The organism is Culturomica sp., from assembly GCF_003524185.1.
Classification (GTDB): Bacteria; Bacteroidota; Bacteroidia; order Bacteroidales; family Marinifilaceae; genus Culturomica; species Culturomica massiliensis.
The window spans coordinates 1-20946 of sequence record NZ_DOED01000043.1 but is presented as its reverse complement, the minus strand read 5'-3'; the positions used below and the strand labels follow the sequence as shown (position 1 = coordinate 20946).

15 protein-coding genes are annotated in these 20946 nt (G+C 43.1%); 11 read left to right on the top strand and 4 right to left on the bottom strand.

All coding sequences use genetic code 11. The annotated features are described in order from the left end of the window. Positions 1-30 precede the first annotated feature (30 nt). Complete coding sequence (locus tag DD657_RS14950; protein WP_287050708.1) at positions 31-7680, bottom strand: S8 family serine peptidase; 7650 nt, start codon at positions 7678-7680, stop codon at positions 31-33. Positions 7681-8133: 453 nt separating this feature from the next. Further along, positions 8134-8739, bottom strand: coding sequence for a DUF4251 domain-containing protein (locus DD657_RS14945; RefSeq protein WP_021986460.1), 606 nt, complete (start codon positions 8737-8739; stop codon positions 8134-8136). Between the two features lie 319 nt (positions 8740-9058). Between DD657_RS14945 and mnmE the strand changes: the two genes are divergently transcribed. The 5 genes from mnmE (at position 9059) to DD657_RS14920 (ending at position 14234) form a co-directional block, all read left to right on the top strand. Next, positions 9059-10453 (top strand): tRNA uridine-5-carboxymethylaminomethyl(34) synthesis GTPase MnmE, encoded by a 1395-nt coding sequence (gene mnmE / locus DD657_RS14940; protein ID WP_068688382.1) that lies wholly within the window; start codon positions 9059-9061, stop codon positions 10451-10453. A gap of 250 nt (positions 10454-10703) precedes the next feature. Beyond that, complete coding sequence (locus tag DD657_RS14935) at positions 10704-11609, top strand: helix-turn-helix domain-containing protein (protein WP_005785706.1); 906 nt, start codon at positions 10704-10706, stop codon at positions 11607-11609. Between the two features lie 84 nt (positions 11610-11693). Next, a complete protein-coding gene (locus DD657_RS14930) occupies positions 11694-12800 on the top strand; it encodes a tyrosine-type recombinase/integrase (RefSeq protein WP_005785703.1) in 1107 nt (368 codons plus the stop codon). Positions 12801-12809: 9 nt separating this feature from the next. After that, a complete protein-coding gene (locus DD657_RS14925; protein WP_005785701.1) occupies positions 12810-13172 on the top strand; it encodes a virulence RhuM family protein in 363 nt (120 codons plus the stop codon). 180 nt (positions 13173-13352) lie between these two features. Further along, positions 13353-14234: a hypothetical protein gene (locus DD657_RS14920; protein ID WP_005785699.1), complete on the top strand. Its 882-nt coding sequence runs from the start codon at positions 13353-13355 to the stop codon at positions 14232-14234. A gap of 19 nt (positions 14235-14253) precedes the next feature. On the opposite strand, the gene DD657_RS14915 is transcribed toward DD657_RS14920, so the two are convergent. Further along, positions 14254-14754 (bottom strand): hypothetical protein, encoded by a 501-nt coding sequence (locus tag DD657_RS14915; protein ID WP_005785697.1) that lies wholly within the window; start codon positions 14752-14754, stop codon positions 14254-14256. A gap of 284 nt (positions 14755-15038) precedes the next feature. Between DD657_RS14915 and DD657_RS14910 the strand changes: the two genes are divergently transcribed. The 6 genes from DD657_RS14910 to DD657_RS14885 all read left to right on the top strand — a co-directional run bounded on the left by DD657_RS14910 (position 15039) and on the right by DD657_RS14885 (position 19761). Then, positions 15039-15404, top strand: coding sequence for a helix-turn-helix domain-containing protein (locus DD657_RS14910; protein ID WP_005785694.1), 366 nt, complete (start codon positions 15039-15041; stop codon positions 15402-15404). 11 nt (positions 15405-15415) lie between these two features. Further along, positions 15416-16792, top strand: coding sequence for a DUF3987 domain-containing protein (locus DD657_RS14905; RefSeq protein ID WP_005785693.1), 1377 nt, complete (start codon positions 15416-15418; stop codon positions 16790-16792). A 79-nt stretch (positions 16793-16871) separates the two neighbouring features. Continuing rightward, a complete protein-coding gene (locus tag DD657_RS14900; RefSeq protein WP_005785691.1) occupies positions 16872-17957 on the top strand; it encodes a DUF6371 domain-containing protein in 1086 nt (361 codons plus the stop codon). A gap of 131 nt (positions 17958-18088) precedes the next feature. Next, complete coding sequence (locus DD657_RS14895) at positions 18089-18397, top strand: MobC family plasmid mobilization relaxosome protein (RefSeq protein ID WP_005785689.1); 309 nt, start codon at positions 18089-18091, stop codon at positions 18395-18397. Continuing rightward, positions 18387-19328, top strand: coding sequence for a relaxase/mobilization nuclease domain-containing protein (locus DD657_RS14890; protein ID WP_005785687.1), 942 nt, complete (start codon positions 18387-18389; stop codon positions 19326-19328). The genes DD657_RS14895 and DD657_RS14890 overlap by 11 nt, the downstream gene beginning before the upstream one ends. A 34-nt stretch (positions 19329-19362) precedes the next feature. After that, on the top strand, positions 19363-19761 hold the full coding sequence (locus DD657_RS14885; RefSeq protein WP_005785685.1) for a hypothetical protein: 399 nt from the start codon (positions 19363-19365) through the stop codon (positions 19759-19761). Positions 19762-19946: 185 nt separating this feature from the next. On the opposite strand, the gene DD657_RS14880 is transcribed toward DD657_RS14885, so the two are convergent. Beyond that, positions 19947-20873, bottom strand: a complete 927-nt coding sequence (locus DD657_RS14880; protein ID WP_005785684.1) for a tyrosine-type recombinase/integrase — start codon at positions 20871-20873, stop codon at positions 19947-19949. Positions 20874-20946 lie beyond the last annotated feature (73 nt).

The window sequence follows — 20946 nt, the reverse complement described above, 5'->3', positions numbered from 1 at the left end:
GGGAGAGGAGTGCCTCTCCCCGGATAAAACTTATTGTTTAACTACTTTAGAGGTAATTCTGTCACCTTTATGTTCTACTTCCAGAATATACATGCCTGCGGGCAAGCTGGTAATATCCAGTTCTTTTACGGAACCGGTCGTTACAGCCGTTTTTTCCGTATAGACGATACTGCCGTTCATGCTGTACAGGCGGAAAATTACTTCCCCATCGACATCGTCGGAACATTGGATGTTCAGAACATTTGTAGCCGGATTCGGGTAAGTTTTTACCTGGGCTTCGAAAATACCGCTGCCGCTGGTCTCTTCTTCTTCAACGGTTACCTTGAATGTAGTAGTCGCCTGTAATAATTCAGGATCTTTTGCCGTCAACGTGACGGTCGCTTCGCCTTTGGCTTTGAGAACAAATTCAAGAGTATGGGTTGCAGACACAAATACCTCGACAGTGTCCGGATGGGATGATATGGCTGTATAAGTCAGTTCGTCACCGTCCGGATCGGAAAATACGGTTCCCAGTTCCAAACCTTCGACTAGTTTGCCGATTTTCACAGTCTTGTCGCCCGGTTGCTGGATCACGATCGGTGCCCGGTTTACTTTTTCTACATAATAGGCAACTTTCAACTGACGCTCGTTCGTGAATTCGTCTACGGCTTTTAATGTGAAAGTATGATCTCCGCTTTGGCCGTATTTAGGCGACAGGGTGACCGTGATGTTGTTTTGATCCCGGGTCAGGCTGGCGATGTTCTGTTCGTCTTCAATGACAGAAATTTCCATGTCGTCGTTTTCATTGTCAATGACTGTAAACCTGACAGTAGCTTCTTCCTCTTCTTTTACACGGATGGTTTTATCCAATTGCGTAATGACCGGAGCCGTGTTTTTCTTTAACGTGACCGGAACGATGGTTGTCGGTTTTCCGGGATCGTTACTCTTGATGACCAGGTTGGCCAGATTGTTACCTTCGCCTCTGGTCAAAGCTGCATTGGCATGCAGGGAAATCTTCACGGATTCTTCCGGTTGTAAGGTTTTCTCTTCGCCTTCCATTGTCAACCAGGCGCTGCTGGCCTCTTTTTCATATATTTTTTGTAAGAAGCCGAGTACGCCGTATTGGGATTGGAGTGACAGCAGATCGTCCCAGGTACCTTCCAGGTGTACTGTGAACCGTCCCTCTGTTGCGGGGTCGGTTACCGACATCAATGCTATTCCGGTATTGGGTTTGATGTAGATGTATACCCAGAATTTTTCTCCCGGATTGATATAGGCCGGATGGTCGAATTCTATGGTTTTTATGTTGATGATAGGCTGGCCGCCGTCTATTTCCGGTCCGCCGGTTGCTCTTAATGTACCGCTGGTCAGTACCTTGTTGTCAGAGAAAGAGTTGCCCGTGCGTACTTCTGCAACAAAATCTTCGCTTTCCAGGCTCATCAAAGAACCGTAAAATTTAAGGGTGGAAATATTGAATCCTTTTTCCGGTGCCGTATATTCGGTACATACGATGTACGGACTGAGAGCACTGGCTTGCGGGCCTAAAACCAGGATTTTTCCTTCGAAGTCGAAATTATAACTCAAACTGTCGTTATAGGCTTCACCGCTGCGTGTCGACTGTGTGCTACCCATTGTTGCCTGTGCTACCGGATAGTCCAGTATGTAGCCTTTGGTTATGGCAGGCGCAGCATTATTGCTTTGGCTTGCCTGTGCCGGAGTTGTATTGTCTTTGAATTCCAGATCCAATGTATACGTGAGTTTGTATTTGCCCGTATTGCTGATGACAACGGTTGTATCACAACTGAACGTAGTGTTCGGTGCATACAGGTCGATTTTTGCCGGATCGACGGTAACTTCGGCCGAATCCACAACAGCGTATTCCAATGGAATGCGTATCGTTTCATGTCCCGGCAGATCGGTTGTAAACACCAGCGTGTCGTTCATATTCATTACATTTTGCGTATTGAATATTTGAATAACGAAACGTTGCGGGTTTTTACCGATTTCGAGCGGGTTGTCTGTATCAATAGGCATTTCGCGGATACTGACAAGGGCTCCTTCACCGCCATCGGGGGTCGGAGGCCAGGCGACTGCATCTTTCGACCAGTACAAAATATCGAAATCGGGCATATCCCAGGGATCCGGGCTGGCATCGGTGGTTTTACAGCTTAACCCGGTGATGTGGTAATAGTCGGTACCGGTATTCCGGAAAAAGAAATCATACGGGGTTGTCACAAAAGTTCCTACCGTGATGTCGGCGTATTCCAATTTTTCAGGCCAGCTTCCCTGCGGGGTTCCGGTCAGTGTCAGATCCAATAAAAGTTCTATTTCCTCTTTGTTGGGAACATTGGTCCGGATGACATTTTTCGTCGGGTGATGACCGGCCATCAAGCCTGCCGTATTGATTGTCATCTCGACATCGGCATTTTCTCCGGCTTTCAGGCTGGAGGTGCGTACCGGATAAAATTCGACGGCACTGTTCATGTCCAGATAACGTTCGGCTAGGGTCATACGTTCTTTATTGTCGTAGGAAGCTCCTTCGTAAGCCAGGCCGGATATGCCGAATGCACCAATCTGTATACCTCCTTCGGATAATTTGTATTGGAATTTGATGTTTCCGTTTTTATACAGTATGGCTTGGTAACACAGACCGAGGCTCACTACGTTGCCGTAATTCAGGAAGGAAATGATAACCCTGTCGGTCTCTTCCTTATAGTAGATACCACCCGGAATGCCTGTCGGAGAATACTCGGCAGGGACCGGAGAATGGTGTCCCCAGTAAGGGGCTATATAAGGCGTAAAGTCTGCTCTGAAATCTTCCGGCCACATGTCTAAAGGCGGGAAGTCTTTGAACGTAATGAAACCGGGACCGTATACATATATCTTGTTGTACTTTTTACCGTAAAATGTAAAAGAAAACGGTAATTCCTGTGCAAAACTTACGTTGGTCCGGAAGTATTTCTCTCCGTAGTAAATTTCAGAGTCGGTAATGTCTTCCCATTGGTTCGTCACATCGTTGAAGTCCAAAGAAGACTTGTACAGGTATTCTGCTTTTTCACCTTCTTTCAGGGTATCGTTTGCCGGAAAAAACAAGGTGTTGGGAACAATCATGTAATTCAGGTCGGCTTCTCCTGTATTTTTGATGTCCAGATGAACGGTTTTGCTGTCACCGCTCTTCATGGTTTCGGCGAATATGGTCGGTGTTACGGTAATGTCCGGAGCTGCGACGACGCTAGACAGGATATGGGCTGTCAATTCCTGGTTCTTTTCTGTTTTTATCGTCAAAAGCGTTTCGAAATTACCTTTCGACGTCGTGTTTGCCTTAATGTAAAGGTCTTCGGACGTACCCGGTTTTAGGATAAACGGAACGGTTTTGTTTATTGTGAAATCGGTATTCGACAGCGTGATATCGGTGATCGCGATCTGATCTTTTCCGTTGTTGATCAAACTGACCGCACCGGTTGAAGTCGAGTGTTGCATGATGTTTCCGAATAACAGACTGTCGTTGCCCAATATGACATGGGGTTGGTAGTAATCCCCGGTGATATTGGCATCGAAGCGGATGATTGAAGTCGATTTATTCGGGTCGTTACACAGCAGGGCCAGCAGGTTGGTCAACTCTCCTTTATACATCGTGGTGTCTGCAGAGAAGGTGACTTCGATCGTTTGGGTTTCGTTCATTCCGATTACTCCCGATAACGGGGAAATTGAACGGATCATGTTTTTACCCGGCGCGGTTATCTTTATTGCTGTTTCGTCTCCGATGTATTGCCATAAGTCGATTCCCTGGCGGGATAAGTCCGCACTCGCCATGACAAAGGCGTCGTTTACATCGTAATCGATGCAGGCAATGAAGATACCGTCGGATAAATATACTTCATTCGGATCGTATTTTTTGTAGGCGATATCGATGTCTCCGTTCGGAGAAAGAGCGATGCGGAAGCTGACCGTAACATTGCTGTACTGCGGTATGACATTTTCATAGCTGACTACAAATTTCCCGTTCTGTTTGGCATACATTATCTTACTTTCCGGAGAGAATGTCAGGGGCTTTCCCAGGGCGGAAATCAGATCCAGGCCTCCTGTACAGGTGGGCGAGGCATCCGGTATCATACAGGAGTGTAATGTCCCTTCCTCTCCGCTGAACGAGAGGGCTCCGTATTGGCCGATGTATACGGTTTCGAATTCTTTGTCGTAGAATGGAAATTTGAAACCGATATTGACTCCTTCCGTCCAGAAATCCCGGTTGCCGACCAATTGGTTTTGGACTTCATTGGCATTGAGAAGCTCCTCCCATTGAAATACGCAGGCTGCATTTTCATTGTAGCCCGGAATATTGCTGATGTATTCGAAACCGTGTTTGTGGGATGTTTTACCCAATCCTTCGATGGTTTCGTCGGTGAATTTCGGGAAAATGTATTCCAGCGGATACGATCCGGTATTACTGATCGTGAACGATTTGGTTACAGGAGCTGCATTTATTTCCAGATCACCGACAGCGATTTGTGTCGGATCAACGGTGATTTTAGCAGGGGTGATTGCTGTTCCCGTCAGGGTGATCGAATGAGTCAGTCCTTCTTGGCTGGTCAGTTTGAAAACGGATTTAAAGACATCTTCGTGGTCCGGTTTGAAGTCTATTTTGACTTTCTGTGTTGTCCGGGCTGCAAAGGATTGTATATACCCGTCCGTAAGTTTGAAATTATTTGCGGGGCTGAATTGGATACTGCCGTCGTATTCATAGAGGGAACTGCCTGATTTACCGTTGAATTTACCGTATCCGGCGTTGTATATTTCGATTTCCAGCGTTTTTTTCTCGCCGACGAAAATTTTGCCGAAATCTACGATTTTGGCACTTTGCAAATTCGGTTTATGACCGGATACCGTCAGTGTACCTGGAACTTTCTTCTGGGGCTCCTGGTTGTAATTGCTGTTTACGTATAAATTGAAATTATATACGCCGTTGATAAGTTTTACCTTTTCGGGAGCGACATACACTTTTTGTGCTTCACTGGGCTTTACCGTGCCGGAAGCCGGGGTCAGGGTGATGTAGTTCGTCCAGTCGGGATAATGACTGACTGCACTGACAATCCAGGTTTGCGTGTTGGCGTATTGACTCAGATTACCTTCGCTCAATACCGATTTTAACGTAGACCATGTTTTTCCCCGGTCGGAACTGTAGTAACTGTATTGGGCTGCATTTGAGTTTTCGATTTCATGTCCGCATGCCAATGGATTTTTATGTCCTCTCGGCATATGAAAAACCACCCAGAAACCGGTTCCGGGCTTGAAATACACGTTTTCGCTGAGTACCAGGTCGCCTATAAACGGATTACGGGCAGGCAGTGTATCGCTGAGCAAACAGTCTTCTGCCGTGAAATTGCTGACACCCTGATAGATTTCCAGGATAGGCTGTCCTTTGCTGTAGACACCGTTTAATTGTATCCCCGTTAAATTAAATCCATTCGGGAAAAAATCCGGACTGATATAGAAGAACTGAGCCAAAGAGTTCCACTGTGCTGTGTCGGATTCTCCGATGCGGTATAGATATTCCCGGTAATATTTAATATTGCGGGGGAATTCGTCCATGTTCACTCCGGATTCGATGATTTTCACCGGAGTTTCTTCCACGCCGGTAACCGATCCGTGATAAACGGAGCTGTTTGATATGGCTTGTTCCTGTGAGGCCATCGTCAGGAGGGCGGAATTACTGCGGGGGGTGAAACTTTGTTTGTTGCCTCTGATATCGAGTTCCCATTTCAGCATACCTTCTCCTGTATTTTTGATTTCCATAGAATCGATGGCATCATAGGATTGGGTAACGTCCATTTTGAGTGTGAAATTGTCTTTGGCAATTTCCATTACGGGGCCGGCGTTGGTTGCTATCTGCTTAACTTCGGATAGCGGGGACGCATTGTTCCAGCGGTCGAATGCCCGGATGGCAATCCAGTAATTGGTTTCAGCTTTCAGATTCGGGATCATGACATGTACAACATCCCCGGCTTTGTTGAAACGGGTAGCAAGAGTCATCGACTTGAGCGCCGATAAATCGCTGGATGCCGTAAATGCTTGCTCACTGTAATATACGACACAGCGTGAAACGGGATCTCCGTCCGGATCGGCCGGTACTTTCCATTCGGTGTGAATATCTTCCTGAGATGCAATCAGCTTGATGTCGTTTATCACTGCCGGCGGATTTGTATTTTTTTGTCCCAATGCCATATAAGCATCGATATATCCGTTCCCTAATTTACCCAGGTATTCTGGATTATAGGGATATATATCGTGTACCGATTCCGTCAGGCGGGTTCTCAGTTCGGCATTTGTAAAATCACTGCCGCCGTATTTTGCTAAGACGAGGGCTGCAATACCGGAAACGTGAGGACAGGCCATAGATGTACCTTGCATATAACGGTAGCCGTTGTTCGGATAGGTACTCAATACTCCCCATGCTTCGCCGCCCAGGTCCATGTCTCCTCCGGGGGCACAGACATCGGTCCAGACTCCGCGGCTGGAATAGTTGGACATTTTGAAGTCTACACTCATGGCTGTTACGGCAACGGTTGCCGGATAGGCTCCCGGATAGAATTCACCTTCCGATTCGGTATTGCCGGCTGAAAAGATACAAAGACCGCCTTTCATCGGGCTGCCTTCATACTGACCTGCTTCTTCGGTGAAATAATCTATGGCGTCCAATACGGCTTGCTCGAAATAACCGGATGACTGCCATCCCCAGGAACATTGAGCGATAACAGCTCCGGCATTGGCCGCATATACAAACGGTTTGGCGAAATCGCCCTGTCCTTTGTCGTCAAATACCTGACAAGACATCAGGCGTACGCCGTCGTTATTGCCGCTTCCTCCGGCAACTCCGCTGACACCTTTGCCGTTGTTGTTGACAGCACCGACTGTTCCGGCCACATGTGTACCGTGCGGGTGAGCGCTGATTGTTCCGCTATTTGTACAGAAATTATAGCCGTAGATATCGTCTACATATCCGTTACCGTCATCGTCAACTCCTTCTTCTCCGTTTAATTCGGCTTCGTTTATCCACAAATTGTCGATCAGGTCTTCGTGTCGGATGTCGATACCTCCGTCAATAATGGCAACAACCACATTGCGGGCTCCCGTCGTGATCTTCCAGGCTTCGAAAGCATTGATATCACTGCCCGCAATACTTCCCTGTACTCGTCCGTCATTGCGATAATGCCATTGATTTACCAGTCCCGGATCATTGAACGGTTCTCCGGCCCGTGTCCGGGGACCGGAAGGGAGATTGGCCGGAACGGATTTGTATTTCGGCAAATCCTGGACTCTTACGATTTCTGCGATTTTGATTCCGGATATGCCTTTGTATTTGTCTATGGCTTGTTCCGGAGTTAATTTTGCATCATAACTGATTTCATACCATAAATGAAGTCCGTGTTTTCTCATACGTTCTTCAAATTTCGGCGCATAAGGGAAAACCCGTTTCATTTCTACGGCTTTGATATCCTTATTGATTTTATCAAGCGGCTGGATGCCGGTCGATACGATTCCCCCTCTGGTTTTAGGGGTGTTTCCCAGTTGTTGTGCTACGGCAGGCTCAAGTTTGACCCTGATTACACCGTCTTTGACATAACTCGATAATTGTTGTCCATATATCGGTAGGCACCAGAATACCGATAATAAAATGAGACAACTTAAAAACCACGTTTTTCGCATACTTTAAAATGTTTAGGTTGATTCTCTATTTTAATTTGTGAGCATTAATTCGGTTGTGAACTGTATATATTTTTAATGTAAAAAATTTTAATTACAGAGAAACAAATGTTCAGATTCAACTCCATCTGTTTTCAGAAATTTTTTAGAAAAAATTAATGTTTATTAGAATTTGTCGCAAGAAAAGAAATTTGACTTAAAATTTACTTTTAAAGTACCATAACAAATCCACTCGAATTATTGCTAAAACGGTTGTTTTGGGAAAAACACACCTTAATAAAACCATAACAAATTGAGTTAAAATATTTGAAATGAGTTAAAAATGTGCAATGTCTTGGGGGGATAGAGAAAAGAAAAAAAGGTGAGGTAAAGGCGAATGATAAGGTGCCGGAAAAGGTGGTAAATAAAAAAAAGACCCGTTACCGGGTCTTTGAAAACAAATCGAGGAATGACTTATCAATAGCTGATAAAGCCGCTTCTGAAAATACTGGACTGTGATGTCGGAACCAATATACCGGAGAATGTCAGGTTATTGTTGTTCATCATCGGATAGACAGTAGCCTGTGCATAATTATCACCATAACTTAAGTTGATAACGATCTGTGCAGTCAAAGCCGTTCCGTTGACATAGAAAGAATAGGTGATGTTACCGTACTTGTCCGTTGAGCTTTTGATTTGTGACGGACTGCCTTGTACGGTGATACCTCCCAAACCATTCGGTCCGGCGATTCCGTTGAAAGCCAACTGTACGTATACCGTATTGTCCTTGAATTGGATAAAATTGGTATTGTCGGATACCGGAATTGCATTTCCGCGTCTGCCGTACAAAGTATTGGCCATCAATACCCAGTTGTTGTCTTTTATTGCGCCTACAGCAGCATTGAAAGCATCCATGTTGGCAACCTGGCGGGCGTGACGTCTTTGGTCACGTTTCATTTTACGAATCTGTTTTTTCGTCAGTTCTTGAATTTGTGTTTGAGACTGTACTTGTTGTTGAGCAAGCAATTCCATTGCAGGGAATAAAAATAGTCCCATCAATAGAAGGATAATTACTTTTTTCATGGTAAGTAGTTTATTTGGTTTATTAATGTATTATTGTATATCCTCGGCCACTGTTCGGTAGGATATCTTCCCAACTATTGAGTAATTTAAGTCGTGAGGACCTGTTTAAAGGCTTCAATAACCTTTGTTTAAAGAGGCTACGAAAAGTATTAAATAGGTCAATGAACTTAATTTATGCACATATACGCAAAAAATGAGCCATGTGTTTGGGCGGATTATTTAAAAAAGTTTAAAATTAAAAAAGTGAATTATCCGGCGAATCGGCCGATTCTATTTTTTCTTTTACGACGAAAGATGTAAATTTGCGGAAAAGAGCGTTATGTTGGATGAAGCAGTAATTTGTGCTATTTCTACGGCTCCGGGTACCGGAGCTATTGCCGTTGTACGTCTGTCCGGAAAGGGGTGTTTTGCTTTGGCAGATGAGGTTTTTATTTCTCCCTCGGGGAAAAAGTTGGCGGATTGTTTGCCTAACACCGTACATTTCGGACAATTGCAGGAGGGGGAAGATGTCATCGATGAAGTACTGGTTGCGGTATTTCGCGCTCCGCATTCTTTTACGGGAGAAGACTCCGTAGAGATTTCCTGTCACGGTTCTGTTTATATTCAACAGCGTATATTGCAATTGTTAGTAAATAAAGGGGCACGCCTTGCGGCTCCCGGTGAATTTACCCAGCGGGCTTTCCTGAACGGGAAAATGGATCTTTCACAGGCGGAGGCGGTAGCCGACCTGATCGCTTCTTCTTCTTCGGCTGCGCATAAAATGGCTCTCCGGCAAATGAAAGGCGGTTTTTCGGCAGAATTGATAAAATTGCGGGCCGAATTACTGCATATCACTTCTTTATTGGAACTGGAACTGGATTTTTCGGAAGAGGATGTGGAATTTGCCGACCGTTCGGAATTACGCCGTATCGCCGGAAATATCGAAAAGCTATTGACTCGATTGTGCCGTTCGTTCTCTTTGGGTAATGTGATTAAAAACGGGGTCCCCGTGGCGATTGTCGGGAATACCAATGTGGGGAAAAGTACCTTGCTCAATACTTTGTTAAAAGAAGACAAGGCGATTGTATCGGATGTCGCCGGAACAACGCGGGATACTATCGAAGACACGATCAATTTGCAGGGAATAGCTTTCCGTTTTATCGATACGGCGGGTATACGCCATACGGATGATATTGTGGAGAATATCGGAATCGAGCGTACGTTTGCCAAAATAGGGGAGGCCAGTGTTGTTTTGTTATTGACGGATTTGAGCCGTGGGGCGGATTGTTTTGAAAGTTATTACAGTCAGGTAAAGGAAAAGATTTCTCCGGAAGCCGAATTACTGATTGTGTTGAATAAAACAGATAAAGCCCAGGATATATTGACCACTCTCGAAACGATCAAATTACTGACCTCCGGCGAGAAAATCATTGCCATTTCAGCTAAAACAGGCGCGAACCTGGAACAGCTTACCGACGAATTGGTGAATACCGTAAATACGCATGCACTCCACACGGGAGACGTGATTGTCAGCAATATTCGCCATTATGAAGCGCTTTCCCATGCGCGGGATGCCGTTATCCGGGCCATTGCCGGCCTCGATTCGGGTTTAAGCGGCGAATTCATCTCCCAGGACATCCGCGAATGCCTCCACTACCTCGGCGAAATCACCGGCGAAATCACCACCGACGAAGTCCTCGGTAATATCTTTAAACATTTCTGCATCGGCAAGTAGGTAGTGATTACCAACGATTAGCATATATCACCAATGATTATTAAGGCGTTCATTTTGAGCGCCTTTCTTTTTAGCCTTATAAGCGATGGTTATCGTTTATAGGGCTTTTTCAGCTCATTTTTGTACCGTATTTGTTGCTCGCTTGTCAAAGACCAAAAATTCAGTGGAAAGGTAGTAGAGAAACTATACGCCATTTTACACGGTTTTACGGGAATTTACAGTAATAACGGAGAAATAAAGATGAATTGAAATGAGCAGTAACCTGAAAATTAAGCGAATTTGCGCTTGGTGCGGTAAAGAGTTTATCGCCCAAAAAACAACAACAGCATGTTGTTCCAAACAATGCGCCAACGCTCTTTATAAAAAGAAGAAGCGTGACGAAGCAATCAAAGCTAACAATCAATTCGTGGAGAAGAAGATTGATGAAAAGCCTATTGAAAGAATCAAAGACAAGCCATTTCTCACAATTACCGAGACTGCAATCTATCTCGGAGTAACCCGACCTACCGTTTACGGATACATTAAACGAGGTGAATTAAAGGTTACTCGATTGGGCTTCAAATACCTTTTGAAGAAAGAGGATATTGATGAGTTATTCAATAATCCAACAGAGTTCCATACTCCAACAAAAGAGAAAACCCCTATCACCGACTTCTACACCACAGCCGAAGTCAAGGAAAAGTATCATGTAAACGAATCATGGATATTCTTGGTAGCCAAGAAAAACAACATTCCCCGGACTTTCAATCGTGGCAAGACCTACTGGTGCAAGAAGCACGTGGATGCTTACTTCGCTAAGAAAGCCCCGGATCCCGACATTACAGAATGGTATAGCACACAAGAAATACAGAAAAAATTCGGCATGACCTTATCCGCTATCTACACATTTGTTTCCAAGAACGCCATCCCAAAGAAGAAAGAGGGTATCATGGTGTACTATTCCAAGAAGCATGTCGATATAGCCAAAGGTGTGGCAGCACCCGAAGAACCGCAATATTATACGGTAGCCGAAGCAATGGAGAAATTCAATCTTACCCGTGACCAACTCTATCATTATGCGAAATATCATAATATCCCAAAGGTCAAGAAGGGCAAATACACACTTATCTCTAAACCCGAACTGGATAAATTGCTTGAAGCTCCAAAGATAGAATAAGTTATTTATCGGTGAATGTTGCCACCATTGAATCACCTCATTCCTTTGCACCAAACAAATGTAAAACTCTAAATATTAAACAGTATGACACACACGTGTACAAAAGTAACAGTTCGTCAGAGAGCGATTCGGAACAATCGCATCTCCTTGTATCTGGATTATTATCCGGCAGTCCGTAACCCTGAGACCATGCAGATGAGCCGTCGGGAATATCTCGGCATCTACATCTATGCCCACCCCAAAAACGAAATGGAACGGGAGTTCAACAATGATATGCTGAACAAGGCAGAAGCTATCCGTTGTATCAGAGTGCAATCGCTCATCAATGAAGAGTTCGGTTTCTTGGATAAGACCAAGCAGAAAGCCGACTTCCTCGCCTACTTCAAAAAGATGTGCCGAAGTAAAGACCAGAAATGGTTGTTTGTCTATCAGCATTTCTACAACTTCGTCAAAGGGCAATGTACCTTTGGCGAGGTAAATGTGGACTTGTGTAAGAAGTTCAGAGAGTACCTGTTGAACGCCAAGCAACTTAAACACAGCAACCGCCCTATATCCCTCAATTCGGCATCCGGCTACTACTCCACTTTCAGAGGATTGTTGAAGATTGCCTATCGGGACAAATGGCTTCGAGAAAACATCAATGACTACCTTGACAAGATTGAACCACAAGATGTGAAGAAAGAATACCTGACACTGGACGAAGTGAAGAAACTTGCCGCCACTCCTTGCGACATCCCCGTTCTGAAAGCAGCTTCTCTATTCGCTTGTATGACAGGTTTACGCATCAGCGATATTCTCAATCTTCAATGGGAAGATTTTGCCATTGCTCCCGACCAAGGCTATTGCTTGCGTATCAGAACTCAGAAAACCCAAACGGAAGCGACACTCCCCATCAGTTACGAAGCCTACGAACTATGTGGTACGCCCGGCACAGGCAAAGTATTCAAGGGCTTGAAACGGAGCATGATTAACTATCCGCTGAAGAACTGGCTCAAAAAGGCAGGAATAACGAAGCCGATAACCTTCCACGGATTTCGTCACTCCTACGCAGTTATCCAAATATCCTTAGGCACAGATATTTACACTGTCTCAAAGATGCTAACCCACAAGAACGTTTCCACTACTCAAATCTACGCAGATTTGGTCAATGTAAAGAAACGAGAGACAGCCAATAAGATTTCACTGAAATAAATTACAGCTATGAAACGAGGAATCATAACAAACAACGGACATGGCATCCATATTTCTGATGGAGAAGTATGGATGACCGTTTGGGAAATTGCCGACTTGTTCTATACAACAGTTGGATCAATCAATTCCCGTTTAAAAGCAATATTGAAAGCCAATGTCTTAAAAAAGTATGACATCTGCCAATGTATAAAGTTGGAAAATGGGAATAGTGCCGATGTGTATAATCTCAACATGATTATAGCCCTATCCTATCAAATAGACACTGGACATTCTGCTTCATTCAGAAAATGGCTTATCAGTAAAGTTGCTTCCAAACAAAAGGGCATATCTCTCTTTATTCCTATAAGCGCAGCTAACATATATAATTGCTAATACCTTTGCTAAAAGTCCAACTTGGTTTTATTCTACGTTGGACTTTTCTTTTCTATTTTGGCACAGTTGACCTAGAATAATGCTACCTTTTGGTGACAAATGCTGCCACTTTCAGGGAAATGTATTTATACATCTTGCTAATGAGATATATTTGCACACAAACGATTAGCATATATTATTATGAAGCAGAAAAAAATAGAACATATTACTTTGAATCTGATTGTTTTCGGGACAATCGCTATCATTGGTGTTTTAGCCCGTCAGACCGTACTACACTATGGTTGGGATGAGTTCAGCAGCTACCTCATTTTTGTGGTATGCTCCATTGTCATGGGTGCAATCTATCTCAATCTGCAAATGGTATTCAGACAACTCCTTTCACCAACAATAGAGAAGTGCTTTATGAGATTTGAGTGTTACCGCAATAAGGCTGTGGTGGTTGAAACTTCAATAGTACACTCGGAACTTGCCGAAAGTACTATAAATTCAGACCCCGTCATTTCTAAACCGGATCCCGAAATTGAAATCGAAACTACATCTGACACAGAAGAAGTTTCTATTCTTTCATGTCCTGAACTTAACGAAGACGTGGCTGAACTTCCAAAAGAAGACGCCACACCTTCTAGCATCAATAATATATCTATCGAATCCAATCAGCCAACAGAATATGAGGTGTTCCGAGCCAACGCTATGGCAGAGAAAGAGCGAGCATCACAAGAAAAGTTAGATAAGGTTCTCACATATACGAAACAGAACTTGGTTCTCTATCTTAGCGAAACTGACCTCAATCGCCTATGTGGATATATTACGGAATACTATTTCTCTGATTCTCTACCCAAAGTTGAACAGATAAAGGTTGATGCTCAATTAAAAACCATTGACATCATGCACTTTGGCTGGAACATCGGCAAGGCATTCGGTAAACCACGCCTACAGACTGCCACATTTATAAAAAGAGTATTTGCTCATATCCTCCGTGATTCGGAAATATCCACCATTGAGCGCAAAATGTCGCACACGGAATCTGAGTGCAAGATTAAACTGGATAGAAAGATTGCATGAATATAACCCTATATAAATACTATTTGATAAAAGTAAGGTCTATATTTTGTTCTATTATCATCAGAATAATGCCTATTAAAATTCCTACTACAATCTCTGATATCAAGCATTTTCGAGAATCATCAGAGGAAGATTCTTGCTTTGCAATTTTTGCTATATTTTTAGCTATCACGACTTTCGGAATATAGAATCTAACAGGAGTCCAAAGAGAAAAAACAATCAATAGAATGCCTATAAATAGGAACAAGGTAGAATCAAATTGCCATATCCTTATATTATTATAAATCATATATATTGCCAACGTAGATATAGCAACTCCAGTAATCCTTATGCAATGAATAAGCAAAAGGACTATTAAAGAGAATATCGCTAGTATATATTCACCACATACTGCTAAAATAGCTGATGTCGAATTTGCAGAAGCCGATTCTATTTCTGCACTACACGATGTTAAAAAGAGTAAGAGTGAAAATACCAATAAATATTTAATATTCCCTATTTTATAAATGATATTATCCATAATGGCAAACTTTGTTTATTTGCAAAAATACAGAAAAACTACCAATTAGAATGTTACATCCTAATATTTATCATTGTATTCCACATTTTTCATCTAAAAACTCTTCTTTCTAAGCTACAACTATCATAATTGACACCAGTAATCACTGATTATCTGTTTATTATCAATAAATTATCACTACCAATCACCATCAAAAAGTTATTCATCAGTTATATTTTGGTGAATGATTCCACCATTGAAACACCTGTTTCCTTTGCCGTCGAACAATTAAAAACGAGCGACGTATGCAAAAAGAAACAGTAACATTTGATAAGCTGCCCGAAGCGGTAGGTTATCTAACCGAACAGGTCATTGAGTTAAAAAGGATGGTGTCGGAACTTCAACCACCAGCATCAGACAAACATGTGTTGATTGAAATTGAGGATGCTTGCCGTATCATCAGAAAAGCCAAGCCTACCATTTATACCTTGGTACGCAAAGGGCTACTTCCTGCCTATAAGAAAGGTAAGAAGCTCTACTTCTACGAGGACGAACTTCTGGCTTGGATTGAGAACGGGCGTAGAAAGACTTCCGAGCAAACATACGAGGAGATGCTGGCAAATATGCAAAGCGGTGTCCGTCATAAGCCCAAATCATCCGTGAAACTTTAATGATTGTGACTATGGATACATCTTCTATTAATCCGGCATCCATCATTGATGAAGCGGTTGATTTAAGTATGCGACTGACGGGTACTGATTTTCCTGTCAGCATATTCCCGTCAAAAATCCAACGCATCATCAGTGAGGTTCACGAATGCCATAACTACCCGACTGACTACATTGCCGCAGCTATCCTTACGGCAATAGCAGTCGGCATTGGCAACACTCATCTTGCTCAAATCAAGCAAGGCTGGATAGAGAGTCCTATCCTGTATATGGCATTGATTGGAAGACCGGGAGCGAATAAAAGCCATCCGCTCAGTTTTGCAATGAAACCGTTTCTTGATTACGACTATCAACAGAATCAAGTCTTTGAAAAAGCACTTGCAAAGTATGATGAACTGATGAGTATGAGCCGCAAAGAACGCACAGAAAGCGGTGAAGAGCAATTTCCACAGGAACCTGTCCGTAAACGCTTCTTGATTTCGGATGTAACACCTGAGGGATTAAGTCTGATTCATGCACAAAATAAACGTGGTTTGTGCTTATGGGCTGATGAATTGTCCGCTTGGTTCAAGAACTTCAACCGTTACAACAACGGTTCAGAAGAACAGTTCTGGTTGTCGGTGTTCAGTGCCAAGACCACTATATCCGACCGCAAGAATGCCAAGAGTTCCATCTTCATCAAGCGACCGTATATCTCTGTCATCGGTACTATCCAAAAAAAGATTCTCAGTGAACTGGCTAAAGGCGAACGCTCCAGTAATGGATTCATCGACCGCATTCTGTTTGTAATGCCCAATCTGCAACAGAAAGCACGTTGGAATGACAAGGAACTGCCGGAGAATATCGAACAAGAATGGAATGCCATTATTGATAAGCTGATACAACAAGAGTACGCTCTCAATGAATTTGGAGAGATAGAACCGCATATTCTTTTTTTCACGGAGGAAGCCAAAAAACGGCTTTATGAATGGCAGCACCACTTCTCAGAGTTGTGTGACCGAGAGACAAACGACACCATTGTGAGTATCTATTGTAAGTTGGAAATATACATCATCCGCTTCTGCTTGATTATCCAATTAGCCCGATGGACTTGCGGAGAGTGTGATAAAACCTATATCGACCTGTTGACGGTGGAACGAGCCATTAAACTGACGGAGTATTTCAAGGAATCCGCATTGAGCGTTCAAAACATACTCAATGAAAATGCACTCAACAGCCAACAACAGGCGATAGTCAATCTGCTTCCTCCAGCCTTTACAACTGCCCAAGCTATACAGATAGCCGAGCAGAACGGAATGAAGGAGCGCACGTTTCAACGCTTTCTCAATGACAATATCGGGATATTGTTCCGAAAAGAGAAACATGGAGAATATTCAAAGATTAACCCGTGACATTTTTGTCGGTTTTGACACTTTCCTAACGAGAAATGACAATAACGACAAAAGTGACACACCTAAAAAGAAACATACAATGAGTACACATAGATTCATATTAGAACCCTACAAAGGTATCAGCACTCGGCATACTTGCCCGAACTGTCACCGTCAAAGATGCTTTTCCAAGTACATTGATACAGAGAAGCAAATCCAATTCCCAAAGTATGTAGGACGTTGTGACCATGAGCAGAAATGCGGTTATCACTTCACGCCTCGTGATTACTTTGAGCAGAATCCGTCAGAAAAAGATAAGCTCGCAGAGAATAGTTTCAGAAACTATGCACCTATAAAAGAGATACAACCAATAGCCACATCCTACATAGATTTGGATATAGTCAACCAATCATTGCGTGGCTATCCTACGAACAAGTTGTTTCAATTTCTATCGGCTCAGTTCGGAGAAACAGAAACATTAAAACTCATGAAGAAATACAAGGTTGGTACATCCAAATATTGGGACGGTGCAACCGTATTCTGGCAGACGGACAATCAGAATAAAGTCCGCACGGGTAAGATAATGCTTTACAATTCCGAAACTGGCAAGCGGATAAAAGAGCCATACAATCATGTCACATGGGTACACTCCGTACTGCACAAAGGCGATTATAATCTGAAGCAATGTTTCTTCGGAGAGCATCTGCTTTCTGAAGACAAAAGCCGTCCTGTTGCACTGGTCGAAAGCGAGAAAACGGCACTCGTTGCCTCCTACTATCTACCGCAATTCCTATGGATAGCATCCGGTGGAAAGAACGGTTGCTTCAATGCCAACAGCCTATCCGTTCTGGCTGGAAGAACCGTTGTATTATTTCCCGATTTGGGAGCGACAGACTATTGGCAGAGCAAAATCGGTTTGATGAAAAGATATGGAATTGAAGTGCAGATGTTCGATTATCTGGAAGCCCATGCCAACGAAAAAGAGCGAAAAGAGGGATACGACATAGCCGATTATCTGCTCAAAGTGAAGCCCGACGAAGCCATCCTTCAGCAGATGATTAAGAGAAATCCTGTCTTAAAAACACTGATAGAGACATTCGGTTTGAAGCTCGTCAGCGTACAACAAGGCACTCCACGACCGAAGGTTTCACCACCTAAGAAACGAGGATTCAGACTTTGGACTTAGGGAGAGAAATCGAGACTTTTTTACTGTAGCAAGTTAATGTCGGTGTATTACATTTCCCGACCACTTGCTCCTCAAAAAGTCAGAGGAGGCAGCTCCCGATGGTCACAAATTATTCACTAAAAACAATTCACATGGAAAAGAAATATACAATAACACTCCGGCTGTCATATCAGCAACACGCATGGCTTGGTGCGCTTTGCAGACGGAGTAAGCAAACCCAAAGCGAAGTCATCCGTTCGCTCATCGAGAACGGTTCAGTTCGTGAACGAATCACGCAAGAGCATATTCACATCATCCGGCAACTGATTGGTGAAAGTACCAATCTCAATCAGTTGGCAAGACAAGCGAACACCTACGGTTTCTTTGCTGTTGCGGACAGATGCGAAGAAATGGCTCAGCACATTAATCAACTTATAAAACAGCTGAAAGATGATAGGTAAACAGACTAAAGGGACATCGTTCGGTGGATGCGTCCGCTATGTCCTCAAAAAGGAAAAATCCAAACTATTGGAAGCGGTCGGAATAGAAGGGACACCCGAACAGATGGCAGAGCAATTTGAGCTACAAGCCTTACTCAACGACAAGGTAAAGAATATTGTCGGACACACTTCGCTCAACTTCTCACCGGAAGACAGTGCAAGATTAAAGTCCGATGATGCTTTGATGCTGAGCATAGCACACGACTATATGAAACTGATGGGTATTGAAAACACGCAATACATCATTGCCCGGCATATCGACCGTGAGCATCCGCATTGTCATATCGTTTTCAACCGAGTGGATAATAACGGCAAGACGATTAGCGACAAGAACGATTTCCGTAGGAATGAGAAAGTCTGCAAAATGCTGACCGCCAAATATCGCTTGCACTTTGCCAATGGTAAAGACCATATCAAAGAGGAACGCTTGCGCCCCTACGACAAGGCAAAGCACGAGATATACAAGGCATTGAAAGAAGAACTGCCCAAAGCTTATAGTTGGGAAGACTTGAAAGATGCGCTTGCCGACCGTGACATTGATATGAAATTCAAGGTCAGCCGGACTACACGAGAAATACAAGGTGTCAAATTTGAACATAACGGCTTTTCTTTTTCCGGTTCAAAAGTAGGTCGAGAGTTCAGCTACTTGAATATCGACAACCGACTGGAAGAGAATGCTTGTGCATCCTTGTTGGAGTCAGCCAAACAGAAACTCAGAGAACAGAAAGAAGAGGTACAGCCAAGCGTTTCCCATTCCGATGATGGCTTTGGCATCAGTCTCGGTTTGCTAAACGGGAACTCGTCCTACGATGCCACTGCCGCAGAAGAAGCAGAGTTCAATCGCCTGATGAAAAAGAAAAAGACTAAGCGCAAGCGAGGCTTTCATTTATAATCCATTATTATTAACATCTTAAATTCAATTATTTATGGTACAAAAAGATTTAATTCTTGATTTCAATCTCTACTTGTGTGAGAAATTTGGCTACAGAGAAAGCTGTAGCGTGATGCCACATGCCAACGGCTTTTGTATGGACATTCGGGAACGTGACTTAGACTGCTATATCCGCTTCTGGGAGTATAGCTGTGGAAGAGGCAACTTCCCCGACTGGTCTATCATCATTGTGCGTAGTAACTTCAAGGAGAACCAAGAAGAAAACCTGAAAGACTTGGCTCGGTTCTTCAAGGAGTACATGCCACGCTACGGTTACAAATACCTCTGCACCGAAGATGATGACTACAAGTATTATCAGACACTTGGCTTAAAGTGTATCATGGACGGTTTTTGTCCCAATTATGCATTAGCACTAAAGGATTTGAATGTCTGAGACATGGTTTTAGAGTTAAGGAGGGGATTTTTCCTCTCCTTTTCTTTTTCGATGTGCCCTAATGAGCTGATTCCTCTATTATGAATGTTGGCAATAAAAGTGTTATTACTACATTTCTCATAATATATGCAATGATTGAGAGCGAAGAAATTACTGTATCAGGTTACTTCGCTCTACATATTACATCATTTCCCCAACGACTTAAAGACCTTCGCAATACAACGCTTTTTCTGTTCCATATTGGGATGAACATATAAGTCTAAAGTGGTCGAAATATTGGAATGTCCTAACAATACACTAACGGTCTTGTAATCACAGCCAGCTTCTATACAACGAGTGGCAAAGCTATGGCGCAGGCCATGATATTTCAATTTGGGAATACCTAACTTCGCCATTAATTTGCCGTAATAATTACGGTAAGTACGAGGCTCGGTTGGATATTCATCATTAGTCAAAACATAGAAATCTTCATTAACGACCTTCTTCAGTGGTTTTACCATTGCAAGAAGGTCCTTTGTCATAGGAATTTTCCGACATGAGTTTTGTGTCTTGGGAGTGTTGATAACCAGCTCGGTATATTTCTCCGTCCCATTAATAATGTAAATCCGTTCAATTGTACGATTGACTGTTATCGTTCCCTCTGAAACATTGATGTCACTCCACTTCAAAGCGCAGACTTCCCCTATACGAAGTCCGGTACAAAGACTGATGTAGATACCCAGTCCAGCAAAGGAAAAATGACTTTGAATATGATTGAGTATTTTCTTGTGATTAGCAACCGATAGTACTTCCAATTCTTTGGTTGTTGAAGAAGACGGATATTTGATGTCCCACTCTTGATAATCCATCCATTCATTTTTTACGCCGAATTTCATAACCATTTTCAGTACAATCAAAATGTCTTTTACGGATTTCACATTCAGTCCATTCTCTATTTTCTGCAAAACAAATTCTTGCACAGCCTGTTCATGGAGTGTATCGCTTTCTCCAAAATTTGGAAGAATATGATTTTCCAAGATAAGCACATAAGCAGCCATTGTGGACTGCTTCACATAAGGTTGCTTGTACTCTTTCCATGCAACCGAGATTTCTCTAATTGTTTTCTGTCCCATAATCGTATATTAATATGTTGTACATATAATTAGAGAATAATAAATCCCAGATGTTCCCCATTTGAGATTCCCG

Coding starts and splice junctions, on each gene's coding strand:
- DD657_RS14950 (WP_287050708.1), bottom strand. CDS start 7,680: ATGCGAAAAACGTGGTTTTTAAGTTGTCTCATTTTATTATCGGTATTC.
- DD657_RS14945 (WP_021986460.1), bottom strand. CDS start 8,739: ATGAAAAAAGTAATTATCCTTCTATTGATGGGACTATTTTTATTCCCT.
- mnmE (WP_068688382.1), top strand. CDS start 9,059: ATGTTGGATGAAGCAGTAATTTGTGCTATTTCTACGGCTCCGGGTACC.
- DD657_RS14935 (WP_005785706.1), top strand. CDS start 10,704: ATGAGCAGTAACCTGAAAATTAAGCGAATTTGCGCTTGGTGCGGTAAA.
- DD657_RS14930 (WP_005785703.1), top strand. CDS start 11,694: ATGACACACACGTGTACAAAAGTAACAGTTCGTCAGAGAGCGATTCGG.
- DD657_RS14925 (WP_005785701.1), top strand. CDS start 12,810: ATGAAACGAGGAATCATAACAAACAACGGACATGGCATCCATATTTCT.
- DD657_RS14920 (WP_005785699.1), top strand. CDS start 13,353: ATGAAGCAGAAAAAAATAGAACATATTACTTTGAATCTGATTGTTTTC.
- DD657_RS14915 (WP_005785697.1), bottom strand. CDS start 14,754: ATGGATAATATCATTTATAAAATAGGGAATATTAAATATTTATTGGTA.
- DD657_RS14910 (WP_005785694.1), top strand. CDS start 15,039: ATGCAAAAAGAAACAGTAACATTTGATAAGCTGCCCGAAGCGGTAGGT.
- DD657_RS14905 (WP_005785693.1), top strand. CDS start 15,416: ATGGATACATCTTCTATTAATCCGGCATCCATCATTGATGAAGCGGTT.
- DD657_RS14900 (WP_005785691.1), top strand. CDS start 16,872: ATGAGTACACATAGATTCATATTAGAACCCTACAAAGGTATCAGCACT.
- DD657_RS14895 (WP_005785689.1), top strand. CDS start 18,089: ATGGAAAAGAAATATACAATAACACTCCGGCTGTCATATCAGCAACAC.
- DD657_RS14890 (WP_005785687.1), top strand. CDS start 18,387: ATGATAGGTAAACAGACTAAAGGGACATCGTTCGGTGGATGCGTCCGC.
- DD657_RS14885 (WP_005785685.1), top strand. CDS start 19,363: ATGGTACAAAAAGATTTAATTCTTGATTTCAATCTCTACTTGTGTGAG.
- DD657_RS14880 (WP_005785684.1), bottom strand. CDS start 20,873: ATGGGACAGAAAACAATTAGAGAAATCTCGGTTGCATGGAAAGAGTAC.